Source organism: Paenibacillus sp. RU5M, assembly GCF_900221055.1.
Lineage (GTDB): Bacteria > Bacillota > Bacilli > Paenibacillales > Paenibacillaceae > Paenibacillus > Paenibacillus marchantiae.
This window is the reverse complement of record NZ_OBQM01000003.1, coordinates 630,993-650,260: the sequence shown is the minus strand read 5'-3', so window position 1 is coordinate 650,260 and position 19,268 is coordinate 630,993. Positions and strand designations below refer to the sequence as shown.

The following is a 19,268-nucleotide window of genomic DNA, read 5'->3' as shown; positions in this document are numbered from 1 at the left end:
CTTTTATTCAGGTGCCTGAACGCCCATAATCTCGTATAAACGCTGCATATCCAAAGAAGAACGTAATGATTCAGCTACACGGTCAAACTCCATTTCCTTACGTTCACGTGCGCTGTACGTCTCCAGCAACGGAGCAAGCCCTTTTCCTTCACGTAGACCATTAAGCCATGAGCGCCGGAATTGATCACTTTCAAACAAACCATGTAGGTACGTTCCCCACACTTTGCCGTCAGTCGTGCCCCAGCCTTCATTGAAGGATTGACCTCCCGGATGGGCGATTTCGAATAAGGCCGTTACACGTTCAGGCTCAATACACTCGGTAACACCCATATGAATCTCGTATCCATTGATCGGCAACGAGTTTGCTGCATCACTTTCCTTGGGCAAACGAATTGGATGAAGACCGTGTACATGCCCAGAGGCTCTCACCGTTTGTTTGTTCTGTAGAAATGTTGTCGATAGGGGCAGCCATCCCAATCCATGGGCTTCCTGAATCTGATTCGCTTCTACCGCAAATGGATCTTTGAGATGCTGACCGAGCATCTGATATCCACCACATATCCCGACAAGCTGAACGTGTTCACGCTCCGTCTGGCTGGCAATCGCTTGCTCCAGTCCTGACGCACGCAGAAATGTCAGATCACCGATCGTATCCTTCGTACCCGGAAGCAGAATGGCGTCGGGATACCCTAGTTCATCGGGAGAAGTCACGTATCGCACATTCACATCCGGCTCCCTGGAAAGGGCATCAAAGTCTGTAAAGTTGGAAATACGCGGATAACGAATTACCGCAAGGTCCAGCTCCTGCTGACCGGATTTGCCGTGTCGCATGGAATCCAGTACCACGGAGTCTTCCGCTTCAATCTGAATATCGTTTATGTAAGGCAATACGCCTAATACGGGAATACCTGTCCGTTCTTCAAGCCAGTCCAACCCAGGCTGCAGCAAGGACAGATCTCCACGAAACTTGTTGATGATGAATCCTTTTACACGCTGAACCTCGTGCGGCTCAAGCAGCTCCAGTGTACCTACAATGGAGGCAAAGACACCACCACGATCAATATCCGAGATCAGAATAACCGGAGCATCCGCCCAGCCCGCCAGATTCATGTTAACGATATCCCGATCCTTCAGATTGATCTCCGCCGGACTGCCTGCACCTTCCATCAGCACAATATCATACGTCGCGCGCAACCGATTCAGTGCATCCATGACCGTTTGTTTGGCTTGGGGCAGGAAATGCTGCCGGTAGTCCCATGCACTCATCTGTGTAAGAGGCACACCGTGCACGACAATCTGGGAATGCATATCCCGAACCGGCTTGATCAGGATCGGATTCATATCCGTCGTCGCTTCAATGCCGCATGCCTCGGCTTGCGCTCCCTGGGCTCTTCCGATTTCCTTGCCGTCTTCCGTGACGTAAGAATTCAGTGCCATGTTCTGTGATTTGAACGGAGCTGGCCTGAAGCCATCCTGCTTGAATATTCGGCATAAGGCCGTCGTAATTACACTTTTCCCCACATCCGATGCCGTCCCTTGCAGCATTAATACTGCTGCCGTTTGTTCGGACGTTTGTGCAGAAGTATCTTCCACGTTCCCTCACCTCCACTCTCAGCGTTATATCAAAAAGAATCCCTGCAACAGACTAAGTACGGTTAACAGGGCGGCTTCCAGCAATTCATTCATGGCTCCATACGTGTCCCCTGTTAGTCCACCCAGCCTTTCACTGATACGCCCGGCAACGAATTTGCCAATTACATAACCAGCCAGCGGCACCACTATGATCGCTGCAACAGGATATAGCCACCATGGTAACGTCCCCAATCCATTCTCCGTCGCCAGTACCTGGAACATGGCTGTATCCGGCTGGAAGATCCATACCGCAGCCCATGTGATCACACCTGCCAGAATGGTTAGCCCAACCGCGGAGCTTCGTGCACGCTGGACTTCCCTCCGTTCCCCCAATCCCTTGAACAGGACAGCGAGTCCGTCGTCCTTGCGGGCATTCGGCCAAGCCGCCATGGCATACACCATGAACCAACGGCTCCAGATCATCGGCAGGATGAGTAAAGCTCCATAGGCCCAGTTGCCACGAGCGATAAAGTCAGCAATCAATGCTGCTTTCATCATCAACAGCAGGACACAGGCGATTACGCCCATGGCCCCCACACGACTGTCTTTCATAATCTCCAGCATTCGCTCACGGGTTCGATAACTGAGTAGCCCATCTGCCGTATCCATCCAGCCATCCAGATGAAGGCCTCCGGTTAGCCATACCCATAACGTCAAGGTTAACACCGCTGCCGGAAACGATGGAAGCAGTGCACCCGTCAGGGCTCCGCCCAGCCAGACGCATAATCCGATGACCGCACCAACCAGCGGGTAATACACTACACTCTCCCGCAATAATGGCGGAACGAAATCAAGCTGCATTTTCACCGGGAAACGGGACAGAAATTGAAAAGCGGCCGCGGCCGCATGTTTTTGTTCAAAATCGCCTTTACTCATAAACGATACTCCCTGCTTTTCAGCTCAATCGCAATACCCACTGTCACCAGAAACACTTCGCGACAAATCGCGGCAATCCGCTGATTGAGAATGCCCGCCAGATCCCGATATCTTCTGCCCAGCGCATACTCCGGCACAATACCGTCCCCTACTTCATTGGTGACAAGCACGAGCAGACCCGGATACGAATGGATCGCCGCTACCAGCACGTCCATATGATCGTACAGCACCTGCACCGGTTCATGTTCATGCGCTAACAGCACATTGCTGAGCCACAGTGTCAGACAATCGACCAGAATGGTCGGTGCAGACGTACCTGTATGGGACTCTCCCATGCGTGTAATTAATTCAGGCAATGCCAGCGGTTCCTCCACCGTATGCCACAGATATCCTGCTTCGTCCCGCTGGTTCTGATGCAGACGTATACGCTCACGCATCTCGTCATCATAAGCCTGAGCCGTAGCGATATACCAAGCCTCAGAGGATCGCTGCATACAGAGACGCTCGGCAAACGAACTTTTGCCACTTCGCGCCCCGCCTGTCACGAGTACACTCATGAGGATACCTCTCCTTGTACAGAGGAATCAGCAGAAGCTGATGAAGACTCCGTAGGTTGAGTCTCGTTCGTGCCACCAGATACCCCTGCACTTGCAAATGTCGCCATCTCATTTAGAATGCGGCATGACGCATCAATCAGATGAAGACTAAGAACGCCCCCGGTACCTTCACCCAGTCGCATGTCCAGATCCAACATGGGCTTCAGACCAAGCTCACGCAGCAACGCTGCATGTCCACTTTCATGCGATGTGTGGGAAGCAATCATGTATTCTGTACTGAGCGGAGCAAGATGACTTGCAATCAACGCGGCAGCGGTGGAGATAAATCCATCCACGACAACCGGGCATCCGTTTGCAGCAGCAGCGAGAATCACGCCTGTCAGTCCGGCAATCTCCAGTCCGCCCACTTTGCACAGTACATCGAGTGCATCGTCTGCATCCGGAGCATTCACGCTGAGGGCTTGGCTGACCACGGCGGCTTTGCGCTGCAAACCGACATCATCCACGCCTGTTCCCCGCCCAACCGCTGAAGTAGGTGCTGTTCCGGTTAATGCACACATCACTGCAGCGCTAGCAGTTGTATTCCCGATCCCCATCTCTCCGGTCACAAACAACTGCGTTCCCTTCGCAACCTCGGTGGAGACCACTTCAGCTCCTGCAAGAATGGCCTGAATCGCCTCGCCCCGGGTCATGGCAGCACCCTTCGCCATGTTGGCTGTTCCTTTGCGGACTTTGTGGGAGACCAGGTCTGGATGATCCAGATCCGCATTCACCCCGATATCCACACAGATCACATGAGCTCCAGCGTGGCGCGCAAGTACATTGACAGCCGCTCCCCCTGCTAGGAAATTCAGGACCATCTGCGGCGTTACCTCAGCAGGAAAAGCACTAATCCCTTCTTCAACCACCCCATGATCCGCAGCCATAACGATGACAGCTCTTCGATCAAAGCAAGGCCGAGCCTCACCGGTGATCCCCGCCAGACGAATAACTAGCTGTTCAAGCTTGCCCAGACTGCCGGGTGGCTTCGTCAATGCATCCACATGCGCGGAAGCTTCAGCCGCAACTGCCTCATGTGGACACACGATCCGACCCATTAACTGTTCCAACACCTGTTCATTATTCATACAGCCAGCACTTCCTTTATTAAAATATAGGGTATCCCCCGCTTCATTCATTTCTTCTCTCGTCTTAGCAAAAGCTGTGGCAATCCATTGTCGGGATGATTCACCATGGCCGGGCTCACCCGGAAGATCTCCCGGATGTTCTCTTCCGTCATCAACGAATGGGGTGTGCCACTGCCTACACAAGTCCCGTCACGCAGCGCCAGAATATGATCGCAAAATTGTGCGGCCAGGTTCAGATCATGCAGCACCGCCACAATCGTAATATGATTTTTTTGACGCCACGCTGATAATAACTCCATGAATTGCAATTGATATTTGATATCGAGAAAGGTGGTTGGCTCGTCAAGCAATAATAGCCTGGGTTCCTGAGCCATGACTTTGGCAAGCGCAACCCGCTGCCGTTGTCCGCCACTCAGTGCATCCAAAGGTCGTTCGGCCATGTCACTCAGACCCAACTCCTCTAACACCTTATCAACTACTGCTGCTCCATCCGACGTTTCTTTGCCAAGCCAGTTCTGATAAGGGTAACGTCCCATCTCGACAACATCTCTTACGGGATAAGAGATGGCCGGCAGACCATCCTGCTGCAAGACCGCAATCATACGTGACAAATCTTTACGGGTGTATGAGGAAATGTCGCGTCCATCAATCTGTATGCTGCCTGCGTTCGGCTGTTCGGTTCCGGCAAGTAGCTGAATCAGGGTCGATTTGCCACTGCCGTTTGGACCAACAACGCCCCACCATTCACCCTCTTTGACTTTCCAGTCCACTGCATGCAGAGCCCGATGGTTACCATACATTTTACCAGCTTCCGTGACCTCTATCATCGGCCGGCTCTCGGTAAGGTCTGTTTTCATGAATGTGCTCATGGCATCATCCCCTTCCGCAGCTTTTTGTTCCGGTGCAGCAGATACGCGAAGAATGGCGCTCCAACGAAAGCCGTAACCACACCCAGCGGAATTTCGGTTGGGGCCAGCAATGAGCGTGCAATCGTATCTGCCCAGACCATGAAGATGGCTCCCCCAATCGCGGACAAAGGCACCAGCAATCGATAATCAGGTCCGACGATGAGCCGAAGAATATGCGGAATGACCAATCCGACGAAGCCAATCACGCCCGATACGGAGACAGCGCCTGCCGTAAGCAGCGTACCCACAGCTAACACTGACAGTTTCAATCCATCTACCTTAACCCCGATATGAGCAGCCTGTCGTTCCCCCAAGGCAAGCACATTCAATGAACGCGCACGGCTCCAGAGGAAAATCAGCCCCAGTACAAAATACGGGAAAAGGATGGCCGTATACGACCACCCACGCAGTGCCAGACTTCCCATCGTCCAGTATATAATTTCATTGATTGTCTGCTTCGACATGGTCGACAGAAAGGAGACGACTGCTCCCAGGAAACTTTGCATGACCACGCCAGCCAGAATGAGGCTGTGTGTCGGTATTTTGCGTCCCTCACGAGCGAGGGCCAGCACAAACCACAATGTGATTACTCCCGTCAGAAACGCGACCAGTGGCAGAGTCCAGATTCCAATCAGCGCATACTGTAATCCGAAAAAAATCAGAAAAGCCGCACCTACCGATGCACCGGACGATACGCCCAGGGTAAACGGATCAGCCAGAGGGTTACGAAGAACCCCCTGGAATCCAGTTCCGGCAATCGCCAGCGATGCACCTACAAGCACGGCAAGCAGTACACGTGGGAATCTGACCTTCCATATAATCTGTTCTGCTGCTGTATTCCAGTCAGGAACAATCCAGTCGCCCAGCCAGGGAATGCGATGAAGCAAGATGCCCGCAATGTCCCGGACAGGCAGGGCAACCGAACCGATGCCCGTGCAGATGAGCACGGTTAACACAAGCAGCACAATTCCGGCCGTTCCGTACACTGCCAGCTTTTTACTCATTTGAACAGATCAGGGTAGATCGCTTTGGCTACTTCTTTCAGACCTTGAGTTACCCGTGGTCCCGGACGGCTCAACAGGTTGGCATCCAATCCGATGACTGCATCGTTTTTCACAGCCGTGATTTGATCCCATCCGCTGCGTGCTTTGATGATTTGATCCAATGTTTTGGAATTTTCATCAATGACATCGTTCGCATATAGAATGACGTCCGGGTTAGAAGCAATAATGTTCTCTTCATTAATCTGATTCCAGCCAGTCAAGTCAGAAGCTACGTTGTTTCCTCCGGCAAGTGTGATCAATTCATCCATGAATTCGCCTTTACCCACAGTCCAGCCTGGGGAGAATTCAACGTATACTTTTTTCTTTTCTTCTGGTTTAACTGCCTTCACAGCTTCAATTACATCAGCCACATCTTTTTTCATCTGGGTGATGATCTCCTGTGCTTTTTCCTGATGATCCGTGATTTTACCAAAAGTTTCAATGTTATTCATCACATCATCCACTGATTTAGGATCTGTTTTGAAAATGGTAATGCCCAGATCGCGCAGTTTCTTCACCGACTCTTTGCTCATCGAGATACCTGTAAATACGATATCTGCTTCAGCTGCAATAATCGACTCTTCATTAGGCTTTGTTATGCCGCCCATTTTTGGTTTCTTTGTTGCTGCTTCTGGATAATCGTCATAGTCGGATACCCCTACGATCTGCTCGTCCAATCCGAGTGCGAACAGGGATTCCGTTTCAGCCGGAGATACAGATACGATTTTGGCTGGTGCTTTGTCAAAGGTAAACGATTCACCCGTAGCATCTGTAACCGTGAGTGGATATTGTGTTTTGAGATCTGTTTTAGCCTGTTCCTGGGATTGCTCCTGTGCAGGTTGCGAGGTTCCTGTACCCTCGTTTGTTGTTGTACCACATCCGGCCAACGTCAGTGCCAGCATCGCTGCGCTCAGCAGTGACGCTACGCCTTTCCATGTCTTGAAATTCATTGTGTTCATTCTCCCCTTCTCTATCCATTCTAGTGAGTAGTGCTCCTGTCCCAATTCCGCTTGAATTTGTGTTCCGAAAAAATAAAATCCCCAATCCTTGGGTCAGGATCAGGGATGACGTCTCGCATGTGGCGATCTATGCATGGTCAGCTTGGCGCTGTAAATGCACAGAGAACTGCCCGAAACGCTGTCCTTTCCTCGAAGGAACACCGGTTTATACGTCCAGGGCAGGTAACCTGACTTACAGGAATTCATCCTGATTTACAGTGGCGGGACCGTGCCGGATTTACACCGGCTTCCCTATTTCACCCGTTTGCCGTTCATGGCCTCATATGAACCCATGAAACATTGCTGCATGCACGCGGGACCCTTGGTCGCTAATATTGTTCAACCATTCAAGTGAGCATCTTGCATCCTTGCTAGAGCTTGTTGAGCCTCCATCAATGACGCACTTGCTAAGTCACACTTCTGTTGTGATTATAGGTTATATTGTACATCCTTACAACCCGATTTACGGAAAAGTCAATCTGGTTCCAACCCAGTTGCCCCCATCACCATCCAGCCGGATCTTGATCGCTTGTCCTGGTATCACCTGCGTATCCCAGAAATCTTGATTCGGAATGAGACGTGACACAATATAACGAATAACACCGCCATGCGTAATCACGGCTACTTTTGGCACGTTTATGCTGCGAGAGTGCAGTATTGGTGAAAAGGACATCAGACACTCTTCCATAAATGAATCAATCCGCGCTGCAAATGCTGTCCAAGGCTCGCCACTCGGTGGCGTTACCTCATGCGGCGCATCGATCCAGTCTCGGTACTGCGGATTGTCCTTGAGCTGATCGTAGGTCAACCCCTCCCACTGACCAAAGTCGATCTCCCTTAGTCGGGCATCAAGCTTGGCCTGTCCCATTTGGGACGATGCAATGTGTGAAAGTGTCTGCTGACAACGCAGCATATCACTGCAATACAAGGCGTCGCATGTGATATCGCTACACTGCTCACGCAGCGAAGATAGCTCCTGCTTTGCCTCAGGCAACAGTCCGATGTCAGTATGCCCAAGATACCTTTTTTCCAAGTTCCACGCCGTTGTACCATGACGTATCAAAATAATCTCACGGCTTTGCATGCCACCATGTCCAGCTTCTATCTCCATAACAGTGCACCTCCAGCAGACCATATCCCGAAGGTGACCAACCAACATAATAAAACAAAAGAACCTGCCGACCAGAACATAAGCCGTGTTGTTCGTACAATATCTTCTGCTTCCATCCGTCTTGTAGGCTCGCCCATATATGCGCGAAATGAAGCCACGCCGTGATATACGTTATGTCCACCAAGTCTTATGCCCAGCGCTCCGGCCACCGCTGACTCGGGAAAACCGCTATTTGGGCTTGGGTGAAGTCTTGCATCCCGGGACACCATGCGTGCAGCCCCTCTGGCATCCAGCTTCATGAACCAAGCTCCTATAATCAACAGCAAGGCGGTAAGCCGCGCGGGAATCCAGTTGGCCCAATCATCTAGACGGGCAGACGCCCAACCGAGATGCAGATATTTTTCATTTTTATAACCTACCATCGAATCCAGTGTATTCACCGCTCGATAGGCCATGGCAAGTGGTGCACCACCAATCAGGGCATAGAACAGTGGAGAGACGATGGCATCCACGATATTCTCCGCCACAGTCTCTACCGTCCCACGCACAACCTCCGGCTCATCCAGATGAGCCGTATCACGTCCTACAATCATACCCAGTGAACGTCTCGCCGCAGGCCAATCCTGTTGACTCAGATAGCGGTAAACTTCCAAACCTGCATCCTTCAAACCTTTCGAGGCAATGGTGGTTGCGATTAACACCACTTCTGCCACAACCGCAACAGCGGGATGAATAAGACCCAGCACATAGATCAATCCCCAAGTCAGTGCAAAAGAACCGCCTGCAATCAAAAGGGGAAATAATACGCCCGCTCTTTTGAGAGCCTGGTTCGAGTCCGCCCGCGATCTTATCGCCCGCTCCAGTGCAGAGATGGCCTTTCCCATGCCAATCACCGGATGAGGAATCCAGCGTGGATCTCCGATGCAGCGATCCAATATGTATGCTCCTACAATAATCCAGGCTCCAGCCATTCCCGTCCAGATCGGCCAAGAAGCCCATTGAATCAGCAGAGATGTCATTGCTTGTTATTCCTCTCTTTCCACTCCTGCGCGGCTTTCAGGCTTTCCATTATCGTGTCATACACCAGCCTGCCGATCGCTGCACCCATGACCGTAGCCGTCCCGGCGTAACTTATGAGCGGTTTATTTACTTCAGCCTGGCTTACCGCGAGTACGATGGCATCCGTTGTTGTTCCGGTTGCGGTTAGACCATTCTCTGAATCGGCCACACCGAAATCAGCTAACGCAGCGGCCTTCGCCTCTACCGCAGTCTGAATGGCATTCACCATCGCTCCAGCAGTCATACGCCCATTCATCCACAACATGATATTGATCGTACCGGGAGTATAGGTTGAAGCCGAAACCTTCCCAATTTTCTGGGACACCGTCCCATTGCTCATCTCATTCCCCGCAGCATCAAACACGGTTCTTGCAGAACCCGCCCGTGCAGCATTGGATACCCCTGCTGTAGTGCAGCAAAGTAATCCGAACTCATCACTTTCGTATTCCTGGATCGCTGTGTGCTCCAATCGAACGGCAGTCAGAAGACCGGCACATTGATCCTGCTGCTCCTGCCATTCACTCAACAGATCAGCAATATCACGTGGTGGATCGTCACAGCGATAATGTTTGTCCACATAGATGTTGAATATACGATCCAGTTCAATCATGCCGCCCCCATACACGGCACTGGAGAGTGCTGTTACAACAGAGGGGCTGGACGCTTTAATATGCCGTTCATGTGCAGAGACGAATAATCCTGGCCATACAGAAGATCTGTATTCGTTCTGGTCCTTTAGTACATGGGAGTAATAATTATAGAATGGCAGTGCCATCGCTTTGTCCCCCTGCCTCTAATCCGGTTGTCGGATTAGACGTAATTACATTTCCTATCGTTTCCAGCAAACGTCCGTTAGCCTCCGCGTCCTTGACCGCAAAACGTACATGTCGTTCCCCAAGTCCGGGATACATTGCGCAGCTTCGGATCAGTATACCGCGTTCACCGAGGGCAGCCTGGATGGACGTCGCTGTCCACGGCTCTGGCAGAGCTACCAGTATAAAGTTCGCTTCCCCTCGCGTCACCTTACATCCCAAAGCCTTCAGGCCTTCCGTTAATCTCCCCCGCTCGTGTGAAACCAGTGCCAATGTCTCCTGTTCAAAATCCTCTCCGCTGCGCAAACAGGCTTCTCCTGCGATCAGTGCCAGCCCATTCACACTCCAGGTGACTTGTTTCTCTGTCATGGCACGGATCAGTTCGGGACGCCCCATCGCATAACCCAGACGCAGGCCTGGTATCGCATAAAACTTGGTCATTGAACGAATGATGATCACTTGCGGATAATCTTTCAAGCTGGACGCCAGCGATTGCCGCTGTGATTCAGCAATAAAATCGATAAATGCCTCATCGACAACCAATATTGTGCCTGTTGTCTCTGCTTTACGAGCAAGCCGTTGCAGAACGTCCACCGGATACTGTACCCCATTGGGGTTGTTGGGCTGTCCAAGGAAAAGCAGGTCCACCCGCTCCATCAGCTTCTCAATATCTTCCGGTTCTGCTCGCCAGTCCAGCTCTTCCCGTCCTTGAACATGGTGGACTTCTGCTCCAAATTGTCTGGATAATGCACTGTACTCTGAAAAGCCGGGCTCTACCGTACCTACTCTACGAGGCGCGAGTCCAAGTAAGATTAGAGCCATACTTTCCGCCGCCCCATTGCCCACAGATATGTGATCCGGGGTTAAACCCAGTCGGTCACTAAGCAACATTTTGAACGCCCGATGGCCCGGATCGGGGTAACGAAGTACCATATGTAATCCTTGCTCCAGAGCCTCCAGTACTTCCCGAGGTGGACCCAAAGGATTTATGTTTGCGCTAAAATCGAGGAAATCCGCAGGATTCCCTCCAAAACGTGCCGCGGCCGTCTCCACATCACCGCCATGTCCGAAAACTTCAATTAAACCGGTCATCCTGTCCGTCATCCTTTCTGCATGTCCTTTTTATTATGGATGTGGTGGCAGGCAGGGGTCAATCCTGATTTGGCTATTCAAGCCCTTTGCGGCTTCAATTTCTTTGTGTCCTTTCGACAATTCGTTTACAATAGAGAAGGAATTTCGATTCCGTAAGCATCACTACATAAGGGATATACATCCCTCACATACATTAATGGAGGAATGACCATGCTGTTTGTTGATAACCAGGGCATTACAGATCCTTCTGTAAACCTCGCCATTGAGGAATACATTCTGAAGCATCTGCCGATGGATGACAGTTACTTGCTGTTTTACATCAACCGCCCGTCCATTATTATCGGAAAACACCAGAATACCATTGAAGAGATCAACATTGAATATGTTCAGGATAACGGTGTTCAAGTCGTACGTCGTCTTTCAGGAGGCGGAGCCGTTTATCACGATCTGGGCAACCTCAATTTCAGCTTTATTACCAAGGATGACGGACAATCCTTCCATAACTTCCGTAAATTCACGCAGCCTGTGGTGGAAGCCCTGCAAGAGCTTGGCGTTAATGCCGAACTGACGGGACGTAACGATCTGCAAGTCGGAGAGAAGAAAATTTCGGGCAACGCCCAATTCTCTACGCGTGGCCGCATGTTCAGTCACGGTACATTGATGTTCAACCTGAACCTCGACCACGTCCAGGCTTCACTCAACGTTAATCCGGAGAAGTTCAAATCCAAGAGCACCAAATCCGTACGTTCTCGTGTAGCGAATATTCGTGATCTGATTGACAGCAATCTGACCATTGAACAATTCCGGGACGAGCTGTTGCGCCACATTTTCCGTATGGAGCCACAAGACGTTCCTCAATATGAACTCACAGAGAAAGACTGGGACAAAATCAACGAAATCTCTGCTGAGCGTTATAACAATTGGGACTGGAACTACGGGCTTTCCCCGGAAAGCAATGTGAAGCATACACGTAAATTCCCTGTCGGCATCATTGATCTGCGCATGAATATCAAAGATGGACGGATTGAAGATATCAAAATCTTTGGTGATTTCTTCGGCGTAGGCGATGTGGCGGATATCGAAGATATGCTGCGTGGCAAGCGTTACGAGGAATCTGAAGTGCGTACTGCACTTAAGGGTCTGGATGTAAAACATTACTTCGGTAACCTGGAGCTGGAGGACTTTATTGGCCTCATTTTCCTTGAGGAGTAGGTATATAAGTTCAACCCAAGAAAGTTTACACCTGCCACTCCGATGACAGAATAACCTTCCGATCGCTGTTATCCCCAGATTTTTTTGATCCCCTTCTTTAAAGGGGAAATCCGGTGATAAAGGCGAACGCTCCGCTTCTTCAGGTTTTTTCTGTCCTCTCCGTTCTCGTGTAAAAAGTTTAGTTGAAGTGATATAGATTAAGTCGGGTATAGATACAGATAAAAAGGAGAGAAACTAGATGACCTACAAATTAATCGCAATTGACATTGATGATACCCTGATCAACGATAACAAGGAAGTAACGCCTGCAACACAGACTGCCCTGGAACAAGCGGTAGCTCATGGTGTCGTTGTAACACTGGCAACCGGACGTGCCTATGCTTCTGCACAAGCACTCGCTCGCCAAACGAAGCTGAACGTGCCAATCATTACGTATCAAGGCGCTTTGGTGAAAAACTTGCTGGACGAAAAAGTACTCTACGAGCGCTACGTTCCACAGGACGCTTCCCGCAAATTATACGACTACTGCCTGGAGCATAATCTGCACCTGCAAACGTACATTGACGACAAACTTTACGCCCGTGAAGAAAACGACAAGCTGCGTGACTACGCTAAACTGAATGGTACTCAGTACCACATTGAACCGGATTTCATCAAAGTGATCGAGCAAAAAACACCGAAACTGCTCATCATTGATGAGCCGGATTACTTGGATGAGGTTGCGGTTGCCCTGCGCGAACTGCTCGGATCAGAAGTACACATCACCAAGTCCAAGCCATACTTCCTTGAAATCATGCACCGCGAAGGAACAAAAGGCCATGCACTAACCTTCCTGGCAGATCACTTCGGTCACCAATTGAGCGAGTGCATTGCCATCGGCGATTCCTGGAATGACCATGAGATGCTGGAAGTCGCTGGTCTTGGTGTAGCGATGGGGAATGCCATCCCTGCTCTGAAAGAGCTGGCAGATTACATTACCGCGAGTAATAACGAAGACGGCGTGAAGCAAGTGATTGAGAAGTTTGTACTGAACGCAGAGTAAGCTTTTAAGAGGTCGAGTCCATATAAAACATGTTATTTCAAGATACAATGAAACAGCCCTGCACGGTGATGAATCGCTTGTGCAGGGCTGTTTCTGTAATAAAACTGTTAATTATTCTATTTTGCCATACTTCTCGTCAAATTCACGATTCCGCTCACTGATCTCCTTCATTACTCTCCCTTTGGAAAAATCGGCTAATGGCCTAGGAAGCAGGAGTGTTACTCCTATAATGAATAAAAGAATGGCCAAGATAAGTCCAATGATGCCACCCGTTTCAAAAGTGGCTTGCAGATAACGGCCCCATTGATTGAACCAGATCGTTACGTCCGGTAAATGAATAATGGTCCCAATATGGATCATGCCATAGAGCACGATTCCCGCAAACAATAAAACAGCACCGATCCCCTGTCTATTCAAATGGATGTCTCGCCTCATTCCTGCGTAAAATATATATTCCCTATTTTACCATGGATTTGGAAGTCTGACCCAATGAAGTTGAAGTTGTGCGTTTGCCTCTCTTCAGCAAGTTCATTACTTTTTCATTCATCGCCAGCAAACCTGAAACGATCAGCGCAACGCCTAACCATGTAATCCAGCTCACATGTTCATTGTAGAGAACCGCCCCAAGTCCGACCGCAATCGGAGGAGAAATGTATAACCAGGTCGCCGGGAATAACGGGTTGGTACGAGACATGATCCAGTAGAACAAGCTGTGCCCGACCATCGAACCGATTACTGTCAGATAGATCAGGGATGATACTGCTGGCATCCAATCCAGTCCAGTAGTGTTCCATGATTCCGTCACCGCCGAAAGCGCGGATAACAGCACTCCTCCGTACATCATTTGCACCGCATTGATCGCTACAGGATTAGCCTCCTTAAACTGGTTAATGACCTTTTTGGAGTACAACGCACCTGCCGAGTAACAGACTTCACCCACCAATACGGCAATACAGCCCCAAAGCCACAGGGAACTACCACCAATCGATACACCCGGCAACACGACGAGGATAACTCCAGCAAAACCGATCAGGCAGCCCGCAATCATGCGTGCAGACGTTTTTTGACGCAACAACGCTGTCTGCATCACCATAATCATCAGTGGACCTGTTGCTGACAGAATCGCCCCAACACCCGAGCTCACATATTGCTCAGCCCAATATAAGGTCGCAAACGTACCAAATGTCAGTCCCGCACCCGTCAAGAGCATCTCTTTACGCCATAATAAAGACAAGTTCACTTTCCCTTTTATCCACATCCATGTAAACATTAGAGCACCTGCAATGATAAAGCGTAGTCCGGCCGACAGGAAAGGCGGCATGCCTGCCTCCACGCCAATTTTAATCGCTAGAAACGTTGTTCCAAAAATAAGACACATTACGGTAAATGCTACTGCAACCATGCTAGCCCCTCCTTCATCTGTTCTCCATCATATAGCACTGTCCACAGAACAGAATGAATAAAACAGAACAGTTAGTTCCCGTTTGCTGTTACAATGGAGTTCAAAAGGAGCGTGAGCCGGGTGGGCAAAGCCATTATGATGACAGATAACAGCCTGAAACTATATGAGCAAGTGGTACATTATCTGGTTGTACGGATCGAAGCCGGAGAGTGGAAAGAGCATGAGAAGCTGCCGTCCGTGCGGAGCCTGTCCGAGCTGCTCGGTGTACATCGCCTCACCGTTTTTAAGGCCTATCAGGAATTAAAGGAACGGGGGAACGTTTACGTCAAGGATAAGTCCGGTTATTATGTCAGTCCTGCTGACCCTTCTCCCGTGACAGATCAGGCCGATGACCCGGCAGTCTCTGCCTGGTTGCATTGGGATTCACTTGCCCGCGTGCAATCCCTTGAGGCGGAATACCAATTTTCCAAATCATTGATCGACCCCGCCCTGCTGCCAAACCGATATTGGGGAGAATTAATGCGGGATTTGCTGGATTTATATCCCCGTCTGCTTGGGACGTATTCCACGATTCAAGGAGATCTGGAGCTGCGTAGTGCCTTGGCAAGCCATCTGACGACGAGAGAACGTTTCTACATCTCGGCTGATGAAGTGCTGATCACTTCCGGGGCACAGCAAGCCATTGATGTGATCTCCCGCAGTCTCGTCAGACCCGGTGACCGTGTGCTCATGGAGAGGCCAACGTATGGCCCTGCGATGGAAATTTTCCGCAAACAAGGTGCCAAGTTAATTTTTACGGATATTCATCCTCATGGCTACGATCTGGAACAGATTGAACGCCTGATGAAGCAGGAAAAGCCGAGAGTATTTTATATGACGCCGACCTTCCAAAACCCTACGGGCATCAATATTCCGACCGAGCAACGCAAACAACTACCTGAGCTAGCGGAACAGTACGGATGTTTTCTGGTGGAAGATGACAGTACCTATGATATCTATTTCAAGGAAAAGCCTCCTGCGCCAATCTTCACATACGATACTACAGGGCATACACTCTATATTCGCAGCTATAGCAAATATGTCGTACCGGGGCTACGAATTGCCGCAATCATGTGCCGTCCCCGGTTCATGCCAGGATTACAAGCCGTAAAAGCACTGACAGATAACGGATCACCTTTGCTTAATCAGAAGCTTTTCCTCCGTTATTTCCAGTCCCCACGCATGCACCAGCACTTGTCCAAGCTGCGTACCGCTATTCAGCTACGGATGGAAGTAATGGAACAGTGCCTTCAACAAACCAATTGGAAGTGGACTCGTCCTGAGGGTGGACTCAACATCTGGGCGGAGCTTCCGGAAGGTGTAGATACGGGGCGCTTGCTTCACCGATGCATGGAGCATTCCGTCGCTTTTGTGCCGGGAACGGTATTCGATCCTTCCGATGCGAACGCCAGTCGCAAGCTGCGTCTCTCCTTCTCCTATGCTCACGAGCAGCAAATCCGAGAAGGCATGAGCAGACTCATTGCGTTGGCTGAAAATACGTGATGATACGTTTGCAAAATCTGCATTTGCAGATTAACGACAGCTTGTCTGGCAGGTCACAAATTTTAAATCTTCTGTAACACAAAAAGTCGCCGTTTGGCGACTTTACTTTTTGGGCTGCTGTTCTGCTGTTCTCGACTGGCAAAGTAAGTTTTAAAGTTTTTTTATTGAAATTCTTCTTCATCCATCCTATAGATCTTTCCTTGCAAACAGTCGGACCGTTACAAAATAGGAGACAATGAACAACAGAAGAATGCAAACTGAAACAAAAACATAAACCGAAGCACGACCCATTCCGTTCTCGCCTGCCATATATAAGAGCGAGGCGACAGGTTGCGCTAAAATAATAAGAACGATCATGAAAACCGTATTAATTATTCCCGCTCCCTTTTTACTAAGGGCGTAAAAAAGAGGCATATAGATCGAAATTAAAACCAGCACCATTCCAATCGAAATCAGGATGTCCAGTACCGAAAAGTCGGGCTTGTTCAGTTCGGGAAAAAGAAAGTTAACCAGCCAGTGAGCGCCTGACGAAGCGAAAACTCCAAAAAGCGTATAGAGAACGGCAGACAGATACTTTGCTTGCACAATGTTTCTGCGACTAAGCGGGAGCGTGACAAGAAATTTATGATTATGGTTTTTGATATCAATCATGGTTGCAAGCATAATCGAACCGAAAGCGGTATAGATCCCTACAAAATACATCGACATTTCCACTGTCGGGATAAATGCGACACTGAATACAACAAAATAAAAAAGGATGGACCATAGCGAGCTTTTCAAAGCGATATAATCTTTGCGAAGCAAGTTAAGCATGATGCTTTTCCCCCTTGGCCGTAAAATAGATAAGGTCTTCGAGGGAGGGTCTATGTAAAAGAGCATAATTGCCAAATAATCGTTCTGCCTCCGCCTTGTTATCTGCCAAGCCTTCAAAACCAACCGCTGTCTCACGGATTCCGACGAATTGTCCTCGCGTGTCCGCATCAAGCAGCTTCATGTCCCCCTTTACTATCGTGTACCTTTCAAGCACATCATCCTTTGCTTCATTAAACACAATCTTTCCTTTATTAATGAATGTAATATAATCTGCTATACGCTCCAAATCCGTCGTGATATGAGTCGAGAAAATAATGGATCGAGTTTCGTCCTGTATCATATCTGCAAGCAGGTCAAGCAGTTCTCTCCGAAACACAGGATCAAGCCCGGATGTAGGCTCATCCATGATGAGTAGCTCAGCATCGTGAGATAAAGCGATAGCCAGTGAAAATTTTATTTTCATGCCTTTGGACAGTTCTTCAATCTTCTTTTTGGGAGACAATTCGAATTGCTCCAGGTAGTTGTTAAATTGCTTTTCATCCCATTTCTTATAAAAAGGAGCAATCATGCTTTTCATTTCACGGATCGTAAGATGCTCATAATAGAAACATTCATCTGAAACAATACCAATGCGTTCTTTAACGTTAACTTCCTGAGCAGGCATCTCTTTTCCCAATGTTTTGATGCTCCCAGAGTCCGGATGAATCAAGCCGGTGATCAGGTTAATCAGTGTGCTTTTCCCCGCCCCATTCGGGCCGATAAGTCCGGTAATATAACCTTGTTTTACATCCAAAGTGATCTGATCCAGCTTGAATAAGGGGTACGTTTTGGATAGGTTGCGCAACTCAATTGCGTTCATCATGCTTCTTCCTCCTCAACTAGCAACGTAAAATGCTTAACTACATCTTGAACACTCATGCCCAGTTCCTTGCTCTCACGAAGGATATCGAGCATTTTATCTTCGATTCGTTTCAGCCGCTGTTCCCGAATAAACTCCTGATTGGCCCCGGAAACAAAGGAGCCTTTGCCTACGACAGAATCAATCAGTTTCTCTTTCTCAAGTTCTTCATAGACACGTTTGGTAGTAATTACACTGACCTGCAGATCCTTTGCAAGTTGACGGATGGAGGGGAGACTCTCCCCTGCAACCAGTTCCCCGCTTAAAATGCTCTGTCTAATCTGGGTTAGAATCTGCATGTAGATGGGATCGCTTGATGCGTTTGATATTAGTATGTTCATGTTCTCTCACCTCACTGGTTTCAATCCAGCCCATGTATAGTGTATATATATAATATATACACTGTACATGGATTTAGTCAATAATCATTCAATTTTTTCCCAATACAGACAAAACAGCAAAGTAGCCCGAAAAGTCGAATGACCTCCCAGGCTACTTTGTTGTTCATTTTCCTTGTTTTTTTAGTCGTGTTTCTTGGCACGTATGGTACCTTTTTTTCTTACGTACTGGAAATCACCTTATCCACAAGACCATACTCGACGGCTTCCACAGCGGTCAGGAAATAATCTCTGTCGGTATCCTTTTCAATCCGATCCATCGGCTGTCCCGTATGATCGGCAAGCAGCTTGTTGAGGCGCTGACGGTGCTGGATAATCCGGTTGGCATGAATCAACATATCCGAGGCCTGCCCCCGTGTTCCGCCAAGCGGCTGGTGAATCATGATTTCACTGTTCGGCAACGCCAGCCGTTTCCCTTTTGTTCCACCAACCAGCAGGATCGTACCGAAGCTAGCCGCCATGCCTGTGCAGATCGTGGAAATGTCAGGTTTCACGAATTGCATTGTGTCATAGATGGAGAATCCAGCAGTTACGGAACCACCAGGACTGTTGATGTACATCTGGATATCCTTCTCCGGGTCCTCTGCGGTCAGAAACAACAACTGGGCCACGATCGCATTGGCCATCTGATCCTCAATTTCCCCGGACACCATAATGATCCGATCTTTCAGCAAACGGGAATAAATATCATAGCTCCGCTCTCCGCGGGCTGTCTGTTCAACAACATAAGGTACCACGTTCATGCA

20 protein-coding genes and 1 riboswitch are annotated in these 19,268 nt (G+C 49.3%); of the genes, 3 read left to right on the top strand and 17 right to left on the bottom strand.

The genetic code is table 11. The features are described 5' to 3' along the window. Positions 1-3: 3 nt before the first annotated feature. The 11 genes from CRO25_RS13565 to cobD all read right to left on the bottom strand — a co-directional run bounded on the left by CRO25_RS13565 (position 4) and on the right by cobD (position 11,215). On the bottom strand, positions 4-1,545 hold the full coding sequence (locus CRO25_RS13565; RefSeq protein ID WP_079695403.1) for a cobyric acid synthase: 1,542 nt from the start codon (positions 1,543-1,545) through the stop codon (positions 4-6). Between the two features lie 72 nt (positions 1,546-1,617). After that, complete coding sequence (cobS, locus tag CRO25_RS13560) at positions 1,618-2,508, bottom strand: adenosylcobinamide-GDP ribazoletransferase (protein WP_079695318.1); 891 nt, start codon at positions 2,506-2,508, stop codon at positions 1,618-1,620. Beyond that, positions 2,505-3,065, bottom strand: coding sequence for a bifunctional adenosylcobinamide kinase/adenosylcobinamide-phosphate guanylyltransferase (gene cobU / locus CRO25_RS13555; RefSeq protein ID WP_079695317.1), 561 nt, complete (start codon positions 3,063-3,065; stop codon positions 2,505-2,507). The genes cobS and cobU overlap by 4 nt, the downstream gene beginning before the upstream one ends. Next, complete coding sequence (gene cobT / locus CRO25_RS13550) at positions 3,062-4,192, bottom strand: nicotinate-nucleotide--dimethylbenzimidazole phosphoribosyltransferase (RefSeq protein WP_079695402.1); 1,131 nt, start codon at positions 4,190-4,192, stop codon at positions 3,062-3,064. Before cobT ends, cobU begins: the two co-directional genes overlap by 4 nt. A 47-nt stretch (positions 4,193-4,239) precedes the next feature. Further along, entirely contained in the window at positions 4,240-5,061 is an 822-nt protein-coding gene (locus tag CRO25_RS13545; RefSeq protein ID WP_372828772.1) for an ABC transporter ATP-binding protein, read from the bottom strand. After that, positions 5,058-6,104: an iron ABC transporter permease gene (locus tag CRO25_RS13540; protein ID WP_064639927.1), complete on the bottom strand. Its 1,047-nt coding sequence runs from the start codon at positions 6,102-6,104 to the stop codon at positions 5,058-5,060. Before CRO25_RS13540 ends, CRO25_RS13545 begins: the two co-directional genes overlap by 4 nt. Continuing rightward, positions 6,101-7,102 (bottom strand): ABC transporter substrate-binding protein, encoded by a 1,002-nt coding sequence (locus tag CRO25_RS13535; protein WP_079695316.1) that lies wholly within the window; start codon positions 7,100-7,102, stop codon positions 6,101-6,103. The genes CRO25_RS13540 and CRO25_RS13535 overlap by 4 nt, the downstream gene beginning before the upstream one ends. A gap of 199 nt (positions 7,103-7,301) precedes the next feature. After that, a riboswitch (cobalamin riboswitch) is annotated at positions 7,302-7,450 on the bottom strand. Positions 7,451-7,604: 154 nt separating this feature from the next. After that, positions 7,605-8,252: a histidine phosphatase family protein gene (locus CRO25_RS13530; RefSeq protein ID WP_179132169.1), complete on the bottom strand. Its 648-nt coding sequence runs from the start codon at positions 8,250-8,252 to the stop codon at positions 7,605-7,607. Next, the gene (cbiB, locus tag CRO25_RS13525) at positions 8,243-9,223 is read right to left on the bottom strand and encodes an adenosylcobinamide-phosphate synthase CbiB (protein ID WP_079695401.1); all 981 of its coding nucleotides are present in this window, start codon (positions 9,221-9,223) and stop codon (positions 8,243-8,245) included. The genes CRO25_RS13530 and cbiB overlap by 10 nt, the downstream gene beginning before the upstream one ends. 44 nt (positions 9,224-9,267) lie before the next feature. Then, complete coding sequence (locus CRO25_RS13520) at positions 9,268-10,086, bottom strand: adenosylcobinamide amidohydrolase (protein WP_079695314.1); 819 nt, start codon at positions 10,084-10,086, stop codon at positions 9,268-9,270. Further along, entirely contained in the window at positions 10,067-11,215 is a 1,149-nt protein-coding gene (cobD, locus tag CRO25_RS13515) for a threonine-phosphate decarboxylase CobD (RefSeq protein WP_097115767.1), read from the bottom strand. Before cobD ends, CRO25_RS13520 begins: the two co-directional genes overlap by 20 nt. 210 nt (positions 11,216-11,425) lie before the next feature. Between cobD and CRO25_RS13510 the strand changes: the two genes are divergently transcribed. Together CRO25_RS13510 and CRO25_RS13505 are read left to right on the top strand one after the other, a co-directional pair. Then, positions 11,426-12,427, top strand: coding sequence for a lipoate--protein ligase (locus CRO25_RS13510; RefSeq protein WP_064639935.1), 1,002 nt, complete (start codon positions 11,426-11,428; stop codon positions 12,425-12,427). A gap of 238 nt (positions 12,428-12,665) precedes the next feature. After that, on the top strand, positions 12,666-13,469 hold the full coding sequence (locus CRO25_RS13505) for a Cof-type HAD-IIB family hydrolase (protein WP_076291747.1): 804 nt from the start codon (positions 12,666-12,668) through the stop codon (positions 13,467-13,469). A 111-nt stretch (positions 13,470-13,580) separates the two neighbouring features. On the opposite strand, the gene CRO25_RS13500 is transcribed toward CRO25_RS13505, so the two are convergent. Both CRO25_RS13500 and CRO25_RS13495 read right to left on the bottom strand, forming a co-directional pair. Further along, a complete protein-coding gene (locus tag CRO25_RS13500) occupies positions 13,581-13,886 on the bottom strand; it encodes a hypothetical protein (RefSeq protein WP_079695312.1) in 306 nt (101 codons plus the stop codon). 40 nt (positions 13,887-13,926) lie between these two features. After that, complete coding sequence (locus CRO25_RS13495; protein ID WP_079695311.1) at positions 13,927-14,871, bottom strand: DMT family transporter; 945 nt, start codon at positions 14,869-14,871, stop codon at positions 13,927-13,929. Between the two features lie 120 nt (positions 14,872-14,991). Here CRO25_RS13495 and CRO25_RS13490 point away from each other — a divergent pair, with 120 nt between their 5' ends. Next, the gene (locus CRO25_RS13490) at positions 14,992-16,413 is read left to right on the top strand and encodes a PLP-dependent aminotransferase family protein (RefSeq protein ID WP_256863638.1); all 1,422 of its coding nucleotides are present in this window, start codon (positions 14,992-14,994) and stop codon (positions 16,411-16,413) included. Between the two features lie 186 nt (positions 16,414-16,599). Here the strand turns inward: CRO25_RS13490 and CRO25_RS13485 are convergent, their stop codons facing one another. From CRO25_RS13485 to clpP, 4 genes are all read right to left on the bottom strand, one after another. Next, complete coding sequence (locus CRO25_RS13485) at positions 16,600-17,226, bottom strand: ABC-2 transporter permease (protein ID WP_072734264.1); 627 nt, start codon at positions 17,224-17,226, stop codon at positions 16,600-16,602. After that, positions 17,219-18,085 carry an ABC transporter ATP-binding protein gene (locus CRO25_RS13480; RefSeq protein WP_063564627.1) on the bottom strand — a complete coding sequence of 289 codons (867 nt, stop codon included), beginning with the start codon at positions 18,083-18,085 and terminating at the stop codon, positions 17,219-17,221. Before CRO25_RS13480 ends, CRO25_RS13485 begins: the two co-directional genes overlap by 8 nt. Continuing rightward, positions 18,085-18,465, bottom strand: a complete 381-nt coding sequence (locus CRO25_RS13475) for a GntR family transcriptional regulator (protein ID WP_063564387.1) — start codon at positions 18,463-18,465, stop codon at positions 18,085-18,087. The genes CRO25_RS13480 and CRO25_RS13475 overlap by 1 nt, the downstream gene beginning before the upstream one ends. Before the next feature lie 218 nt (positions 18,466-18,683). After that, a complete protein-coding gene (clpP, locus tag CRO25_RS13470) occupies positions 18,684-19,265 on the bottom strand; it encodes an ATP-dependent Clp endopeptidase proteolytic subunit ClpP (protein ID WP_072734265.1) in 582 nt (193 codons plus the stop codon). Positions 19,266-19,268: the final 3 nt, after the last annotated feature.

Bases quoted from the DNA above. Each gene is read 5' to 3' on its own strand.
- CRO25_RS13495 (WP_079695311.1), bottom strand. From the start codon at position 14,871: ATGGTTGCAGTAGCATTTACCGTAATGTGTCTTATTTTTGGAACAACG.
- clpP (WP_072734265.1), bottom strand. From the start codon at position 19,265: ATGAACGTGGTACCTTATGTTGTTGAACAGACAGCCCGCGGAGAGCGG.
- cobT (WP_079695402.1), bottom strand. From the start codon at position 4,192: ATGAATAATGAACAGGTGTTGGAACAGTTAATGGGTCGGATCGTGTGT.
- cobS (WP_079695318.1), bottom strand. From the start codon at position 2,508: ATGAGTAAAGGCGATTTTGAACAAAAACATGCGGCCGCGGCCGCTTTT.
- CRO25_RS13545 (WP_372828772.1), bottom strand. From the start codon at position 5,061: ATGAGCACATTCATGAAAACAGACCTTACCGAGAGCCGGCCGATGATA.
- cbiB (WP_079695401.1), bottom strand. From the start codon at position 9,223: ATGGCTGGAGCCTGGATTATTGTAGGAGCATACATATTGGATCGCTGC.
- CRO25_RS13505 (WP_076291747.1), top strand. From the start codon at position 12,666: ATGACCTACAAATTAATCGCAATTGACATTGATGATACCCTGATCAAC.
- CRO25_RS13510 (WP_064639935.1), top strand. From the start codon at position 11,426: ATGCTGTTTGTTGATAACCAGGGCATTACAGATCCTTCTGTAAACCTC.
- CRO25_RS13535 (WP_079695316.1), bottom strand. From the start codon at position 7,102: ATGAACACAATGAATTTCAAGACATGGAAAGGCGTAGCGTCACTGCTG.
- CRO25_RS13485 (WP_072734264.1), bottom strand. From the start codon at position 17,226: ATGCTTAACTTGCTTCGCAAAGATTATATCGCTTTGAAAAGCTCGCTA.
- CRO25_RS13565 (WP_079695403.1), bottom strand. From the start codon at position 1,545: ATGCTGCAAGGGACGGCATCGGATGTGGGGAAAAGTGTAATTACGACG.
- CRO25_RS13540 (WP_064639927.1), bottom strand. From the start codon at position 6,104: ATGAGTAAAAAGCTGGCAGTGTACGGAACGGCCGGAATTGTGCTGCTT.
- CRO25_RS13480 (WP_063564627.1), bottom strand. From the start codon at position 18,085: ATGAACGCAATTGAGTTGCGCAACCTATCCAAAACGTACCCCTTATTC.
- cobU (WP_079695317.1), bottom strand. From the start codon at position 3,065: ATGAGTGTACTCGTGACAGGCGGGGCGCGAAGTGGCAAAAGTTCGTTT.
- CRO25_RS13530 (WP_179132169.1), bottom strand. From the start codon at position 8,252: ATGGAGATAGAAGCTGGACATGGTGGCATGCAAAGCCGTGAGATTATT.
- cobD (WP_097115767.1), bottom strand. From the start codon at position 11,215: ATGACCGGTTTAATTGAAGTTTTCGGACATGGCGGTGATGTGGAGACG.
- CRO25_RS13475 (WP_063564387.1), bottom strand. From the start codon at position 18,465: ATGAACATACTAATATCAAACGCATCAAGCGATCCCATCTACATGCAG.
- CRO25_RS13520 (WP_079695314.1), bottom strand. From the start codon at position 10,086: ATGGCACTGCCATTCTATAATTATTACTCCCATGTACTAAAGGACCAG.